Here is a 6118-nt window from a genome sequence, read left to right on the forward strand (position 1 = left end):
CGCGGACGGGCGGCCCGAAGCCGTCCGCCCGCAGGCCCGCTCCCCCTCGCCTCCCCGCGCGTAGACTCGAACTATCCATGCCGGACGGGGGGTTGGGCACGTGAGTACGTGGTTGTGGGTGCTGTTCTTCGTGGTCGTCTTCGGGGGCGGCGGGATCGGTGAGCGCGCGCGCCGGGCGCTGCGGACGCGCCACAGGCGCAGGCTCGAACTCGCGGAGGCGAAGGCGCGCGGCGAACGGGCGCGGGTGGACGCCGCCCGGCCGCCCGAGCCGGTGTGCGGCTGCGGACACCACCTCGCGACGCACGACACGCAGGGCCACTGCCACGAGTCGGTGCGGGCGGCCGTGGCCTGGGACGCCGAGAACAAGCCGGAGCGCTACGAGGCGAGGAACTGCCCCTGCCAGCGGTACGTGGGCCCCGAACCGCTCAACCTCACCTTCGCCCAGGAACTGACCGACCTGGACCACCGCTCGCGGGAGTGACGGGGAGGGGAGCGGTTGCGGCGGGGTGGGGCGCGGATCGCCTCGGTCAGCTCGCCGGCACACCTCACCTCGCCGTTTCGCCGGGCATCAGGCGCGCAGAGCGGCGCGGCTGGGCGAGAACGGACGGTCCACCGCCTCACGCAAAGGCGGCGCGGGCGCGCGCGATGAGCGCAAGGGCCTCGTCATCGTGCGCGGCCATCCCGTCCAGCTCGGCGAAGACGTCGGCGTACGCCTGGACGTCAGCGGGAGCGGTGAGTCTGAGGTAGCCGGAGACCAGTTCCACACTGGCCGCATCGGAGTCGTAGACCCAGAACCCCTCGGGGGCGACGCGCGCCCGCCCCAACCCACCGGGCACGATCCCGAGGCGCACGTTGGGCAGTTCGGCCGTCGTCAGCAGGCGGTCGAGTTGCTCGATCTGCGTCCGCGCATCGCCGACGGCATTGCGCAACACGTGTTCCTCGATGACAAACGCGAACTCCTTTCCTCGGTCGAGAAGCACGCGCTGCCGTGTCATCCGCGAGGCGACGGCCTCCATGACGTCGTCCGGGACGTCGCGCCGCGTGCGGACGTTGCGCAAGACGTCCTCGGTGTAGGCGGCGGTCTGCAAGAGGCCGCACACGAGGGTGGGCGAGTACGTGCGAAAGCGCCGAGTCCGCTCGACGACGGGCAGCCGTTCCTCTTGAAGGGGGAAGAAGCCCGCCGCGTTCCAGATCGCGCCACGTTTCCCACACCACGCCGGAACCGGCATCGGCCGTCATTCGCCCAGCCCCCCGGACAGGAATGCCGCCCAGGCCACCGGACCGATCCGGAAGGCGGAGCGGTCGAGGTCCTTGGAATCGCGGACGTGAACGCGTGTGTCAGAGAGTGCGACTTCGACGCAGTTGCCGGTGTTGCCGCTGCTGTACGAGGACTTGCGGAAGACGAGTGGCGGGCGCTGGCAGCGCGGGGAAACGGGCATTCCGGGGCTCCCTCACTTCGGGCTCCAAGAGAGCTGCCCAGTGAGCGAGCCCCGAAATCCCCTCCGCTCAACGCGCTTCCGGCAGAAACGCCTCCCAAGCCGCCGCGCCGACCTGGAAGGCAGGGCGAGCCAAGTCCTTCGAGTCACGCACCCAGACAGCAGAGGATGTACGGGCGACCTCAACGCAGTTGCCGCTGTTGCCGCTGCTGTACGAGGACTTGCGGAAGACAAGTGGCGCGTGCTGGCGACGCAGAGAAACGGGCACTCCAAGGCTCCCTCACTTCGGCCTCCCGAAGAACTGCCCAGTGAGCGAGCCCCGAAATCCCCTCAGCTCAACGCGTTTCCGGCAAAAACGCCCCCCAAGCCTCCGCACCCACCCGGAAAGCCGGACGAGCGAGGTCCTTGGAATCACGCACCCAGACAGCGGAGGCGGTACGGGCGACCTCGACGCAGTTGCCCGATCCCCCGCTGCTGTAGGACGACTTGACGAAGCCAGTAGTGGGCTGCTCGGGGCGCTGTTCGTTGATCACGTGGTGACTCTTTCCTCGCTCAAGTGGTGCAGGAAGTCCGGCGTCTCCGCCGGAGCCAGCGCATAGCTGGACATCTCGTCGAAGGCTCGCACGAAGCGTGCAACCTCCCACGGCTTGTCGCTGGTACTGACAGCACCCCAAGCGGTATCGGCCTGAACCAGCGTACGAAGCGGCGAGGGAAGCGCAAGGATGGCGAAGTCGTGCAGGCCACGGTAGCCGGGGCTGGTGAACGGGAGCACCTGGATATGCACGTGCTGAAGTCGGGAGAGAAAGGCAAGTTCCCTCCACTGCTCCTGCATGACATCAGAGTTTCCCACTATCGCTCGCAGAGCGCCTTCGCCAAGGATTGCCCGGATGGTGACCGGCTTGGGCTGTCGCTGCAGCACCCGGCGTCTGCGCTCGGCGCGAAGCCCCAAGTGCTTGCCGATGAAAGCGTTGGTCACGTCGGCGACATCCTGTTCGGCGGCGTACAGCGCCTCCGCATACGCCGGGGTCTGAAACAAGCCATGCACAACCGACGGGTGGTAGAGACGAATCGAGTCGGCATCCGGTTCCAGACCCACATAGGCCGTCATGCTTGGCGTCATGTAGGGCCGGTAGCCAATGGCCCAGTCGCTGTTGGCCCGATCATGGGACCACAGGTCCATCAGGCGATCGTGCTCCGAGTCCGGAATCTCGTACAGCTCGATCATCGCCCGCAGGACATCCTTCGTTCGGATACCCGTGACGCTGCTCTCAATGCTGAGCAGGGTTCGCTCGCTTATCGGGGCACCGCGTTCACTCAGCACCTCGACGGCATGTTTCCTCGACATGGGCTTGCCGTCCACGAAGACATTCGTCCTCGCAGCCTTCAGGTAAGCGGCCAGCGTTGCTCGGCTCGCGCCGCCACTGCGCTCCTCACGCTTCCTAGGCATGGCCAAAGCCCCCCGTCTCCGTCACCACTGTTCCTCCCCTTCGCAGATTCTGGCACTCCCCAGCACGGGAAAGGCCCCTTCAGCGCCGCAGCGCATATGCCATTCCGCAGTGCACTGCGCCTTCCGCTGGAGGTTCACTTGCGCTCCCCCTTGCGTACGCAGCACGGTAGTTGACAGAGCCCTCGAACCGGTATCGAACCGGCGTTCCCGACGGTTCGTACATGTCGCTATGTTTCGCACCGAACCACACCGCAGGAGCACGCCCATGCCCGACTCCTCTCCGCGTCACGAGTCCGCCGCGCCGTCCCCGGTGGCGTTCACGCCTCCCGGTGGGATCGTGTGGCCCGAGTTGACCGGGTCCCCGCTGCTGTGGAGCGAGGCGCACCGCGTGCGGCTCGGGCTCGTGCGGCAGACGTTCGGGGTGGCGCGGGCGGAGGGGTGGGCGCCGCGCGTCATCCCGTACGCGACCGGGAGGGAGGGGCGCCCGGACGGCGAATTGCTTGTGCTCGCCGAACACGCCTTCGCCCTGGGATGGTTGTGCGGGGCGGCTCGCTGGGACGAGGGCGGGCCGCTGGGGAGGCGGGTGGGGTGGGGCGAGGTCACGACGGCGCTGCGGCGCGGCGAGGCGCACGCCGTACTCACGTACGACGAACGGGCGTTGAGCACGCAGGCGGTCGTGTACCGGGACTGGGTGCGGATGGCGACGGACCGGCTGTGGCTGCTCCTGCACGTACGGCCGCTCTTCACGCTGCGCCGCGCCGCTCCGGCGACCGGCTCGCCCGCCTGCGCCTTCGAGGGAGGCCGGCCGTGAGCGAAGTACCCCGGCTGCCGGACGAGTTCGCGGGGCTCCAGGTCCTCGTCGCCCCCTGGGACTCGGAGCGGGCGCTGCTGCCCGCGCCGCCGCGCCTCCTGGTACGGGAAGGGCGGCTCGCCCTGCGCGGGGAGGCGCGCGGCGACCGCGACGAGCGCGGGGTCCTGTGGCTGCCGTACGCGCCCCGGGTCGACGGTGACACGCGCCAGCGGTACGCGGAGGTGCACGGGCGGCGGCAGCGGCTGCTCATGGCGCGCTTGCGCTGCCAGGTGTGCGGGCGGCCTTCGCTGCACGTACCGGGGAGGGGCACGGCGTACCTGCTGCCATACGCGCCGCCCGAGACGCTGCTGCCGGTCCGCGAGGCGGGCGAGTGGCGGTACGCGCTGGAGGCCAACCCGCCCGTGTGCGCTGAGCACTTGAGGACGGGGCCGCTGTGGTGCGACGGGTTGCGACGGGTGCGGGGGTGGACCGTGGCATGGGTACTGCGGGCGCCGGTCTCGGGCGTACAGGGGTACGTGTACGACCTCGACGACCTGGAGCGGCCCCCCGTACTCGACTACGTGCCGCGCGGCGATCCAAGGCTCGGGGCCGTCGTCGCCGTACAGCTCGTACGGAGCCTGGAGCGGGTCAGCGTGGGGGAATCGTGCCCGCCGGGGGCGTGACCCCAGGGCCCGCCGCGGGCCGCATGCCACGGATCGTCGCGGCCTGGGTCCGCAGCGCCGCCAGGACCGCGTGCGCCGGGGCGGAGGGGTGCTGCCGGGTCACGGCGAGGGTCGCGCGGCCGGACCACCGGCTGTCGGTCACCGCGACGGTTCGCACCCCCGCGGGCAGCGCGGGCAGCATCAGGTCCGGCACGACGGTGATGCCGAGGCCCGCCGCCACCAGGCCCAGCCGGGTGGACCAACTGCGCGATGTCTGCGCGATATCGGGGTCGGTGAGCGTCGGCCAGGCCCCGAACTGCGGTTCGCCGCGCGGACCGTCCCCGACGACCCACTGTTCGTGGGCCAGTTCCGGCACGGTGACAGCGTCCCGCCCGGCGAACCGGTGCGCCTCGCCGACGGCGACCAGGAGGTCGCCTTCGAGCACGGCGGTCTGCCGCAGTTCGCGCAGGTCGTAATCCGCCAGACCGTGGCCCACTCCGATGACCGCCACATCGACCCTCCCCGCGCGCACCCTCCGCAGCAGCGCGGGGGTGGAAGCCTCCTCCAGGGCGACGGCGAGTCCCGGATGCTCCGACATCACCGCGGCCATCGCCCGCGGGATCAGAGCCATGGCCGCGGCCGGGTAGGCGCCAACCGTCAGCCGTCCAGCCAGCGGGTCGCGCAGGGCCGCGAGTTCCTCGTCGATCGCCGTCAGGTCGGCGAGCACGTCCGTGGCCCGCCGTACGAGCACCTGACCCGCAGGCGTGAGCTCCGCACCGCGCCGCCCCCGGTCGAAGATCGGCGTTCCGGCCGCCGCCTCCATCGAGGCGACTTGCCGGGAGACGGCCGACTGCGTGTAGCCGAGCAACTCGGCGGCGCGGGTGAACGAGCCTGCGGCGGCGACCTGATGAACGACGCGCAATCCAGTGAGCGTGAACTCAGCCATGCCGGGAACCTATCATGCGGTTTCCTCATGGAAAGAATGCCGGATCATCGTTGGACGGCATGGCCTACCGGAGCGAGGCTTCAGGCATGGCACAGATACTCAGCAGGGACGAGCTCACGGCACGCATGGTCCGGGCAGGGGAACTGGAGATCTCGGGCGAGTACCCGGAGGAGGCCGCGAGCTACTTCGACGAGGAGAAGTTCCGTTTCCACGGTCCGGGCGGCTTCGAGTCCGACTTCGAGGGGCTCAGCTCCTACTTCGCCTCGCTCCGGCACGCGTTCGACGACCGGTCCATCCGGCGCGGCCTCGTGGTGATCGACGGCGACCTGATGGCCACGCAGACCTGGATCGAGGGCACCTTCGTGCGCGAGTTCACCCAGTCGCCCGTCGGGGCGGTGCAACCCAACGGCAAGCGGGTCACCTGGGACCTGATCAACATCTTCCGGTTCGACGACCGGGGACGCCTCGCCGAGGAGTGGGTACGCACCGACAACCGGGACCTGCTGGAGCAGTTGGGGGCAGCCGACCGCGCGTGACCCGGGCCCGCCGCCCCCTTCGTGACCTACCGCTACCCGTTCCTCACGTGGTGTCATGGCGGGATCGACATGACGCAGGCCGGAGTCAGGGGGACGCGTGGGCTGGATCGAGCGGTACGTGCGGCGGGACGGGGCCGTCGCACGCGGGCCCCGGCGGGACAGGACCGTCGCACGCGGGCCCCGGCGCCCACGGCCCGAGCGGACACGGACGGTCGCGTACGACGTGCGGAGGGAGCGGTGAACCGCCGCGCGCCCGCCCGACGACGAGCCCCCGCACGCCGCTCCTCCACGCGCCGCTTGC

At 70.3% G+C, this 6118-nt stretch carries 10 protein-coding genes; 4 read left to right on the forward strand and 6 right to left on the reverse strand.

The window, feature by feature from the left end; genetic code table 11:
• Positions 1-100 precede the first annotated feature (100 nt).
• Positions 101-481 carry a hypothetical protein gene (locus G3I42_RS24310; RefSeq protein ID WP_239096641.1) on the forward strand — a complete coding sequence of 127 codons (381 nt, stop codon included), beginning with the start codon at positions 101-103 and terminating at the stop codon, positions 479-481.
• A 136-nt stretch (positions 482-617) separates the two neighbouring features.
• Here the strand turns inward: G3I42_RS24310 and G3I42_RS24315 are convergent, their stop codons facing one another.
• From G3I42_RS24315 to G3I42_RS37800, 5 genes are all read right to left on the reverse strand, one after another.
• On the reverse strand, positions 618-1229 hold the full coding sequence (locus G3I42_RS24315) for a DUF5753 domain-containing protein (protein WP_239096642.1): 612 nt from the start codon (positions 1227-1229) through the stop codon (positions 618-620).
• A gap of 6 nt (positions 1230-1235) precedes the next feature.
• Positions 1236-1439, reverse strand: coding sequence for a DUF397 domain-containing protein (locus tag G3I42_RS24320; RefSeq protein ID WP_164289288.1), 204 nt, complete (start codon positions 1437-1439; stop codon positions 1236-1238).
• A 67-nt stretch (positions 1440-1506) separates the two neighbouring features.
• Positions 1507-1704: a DUF397 domain-containing protein gene (locus tag G3I42_RS24325; protein ID WP_343244649.1), complete on the reverse strand. Its 198-nt coding sequence runs from the start codon at positions 1702-1704 to the stop codon at positions 1507-1509.
• A 67-nt stretch (positions 1705-1771) separates the two neighbouring features.
• Complete coding sequence (locus tag G3I42_RS37795) at positions 1772-1969, reverse strand: DUF397 domain-containing protein (protein WP_164289290.1); 198 nt, start codon at positions 1967-1969, stop codon at positions 1772-1774.
• The gene (locus G3I42_RS37800; protein ID WP_164289292.1) at positions 1966-2796 is read right to left on the reverse strand and encodes a DUF5753 domain-containing protein; all 831 of its coding nucleotides are present in this window, start codon (positions 2794-2796) and stop codon (positions 1966-1968) included. Before G3I42_RS37800 ends, G3I42_RS37795 begins: the two co-directional genes overlap by 4 nt.
• 352 nt (positions 2797-3148) lie before the next feature.
• Between G3I42_RS37800 and G3I42_RS24340 the strand changes: the two genes are divergently transcribed.
• Both G3I42_RS24340 and G3I42_RS24345 read left to right on the forward strand, forming a co-directional pair.
• Positions 3149-3694 (forward strand): hypothetical protein, encoded by a 546-nt coding sequence (locus G3I42_RS24340; protein WP_164289294.1) that lies wholly within the window; start codon positions 3149-3151, stop codon positions 3692-3694.
• Positions 3691-4356, forward strand: coding sequence for a hypothetical protein (locus G3I42_RS24345; RefSeq protein ID WP_164289296.1), 666 nt, complete (start codon positions 3691-3693; stop codon positions 4354-4356). The genes G3I42_RS24340 and G3I42_RS24345 overlap by 4 nt, the downstream gene beginning before the upstream one ends.
• Here the strand turns inward: G3I42_RS24345 and G3I42_RS24350 are convergent.
• Positions 4322-5281: a LysR family transcriptional regulator gene (locus tag G3I42_RS24350; RefSeq protein ID WP_164289298.1), complete on the reverse strand. Its 960-nt coding sequence runs from the start codon at positions 5279-5281 to the stop codon at positions 4322-4324. The genes G3I42_RS24345 and G3I42_RS24350 overlap by 35 nt on opposite strands.
• Before the next feature lie 86 nt (positions 5282-5367).
• Between G3I42_RS24350 and G3I42_RS24355 the strand changes: the two genes are divergently transcribed.
• The gene (locus G3I42_RS24355) at positions 5368-5817 is read left to right on the forward strand and encodes an ester cyclase (RefSeq protein WP_239096643.1); all 450 of its coding nucleotides are present in this window, start codon (positions 5368-5370) and stop codon (positions 5815-5817) included.
• Positions 5818-6118 lie beyond the last annotated feature (301 nt).

This window comes from Streptomyces sp. SID11385 (genome assembly GCF_010548245.1).
GTDB lineage: Bacteria > Actinomycetota > Actinomycetes > Streptomycetales > Streptomycetaceae > Streptomyces.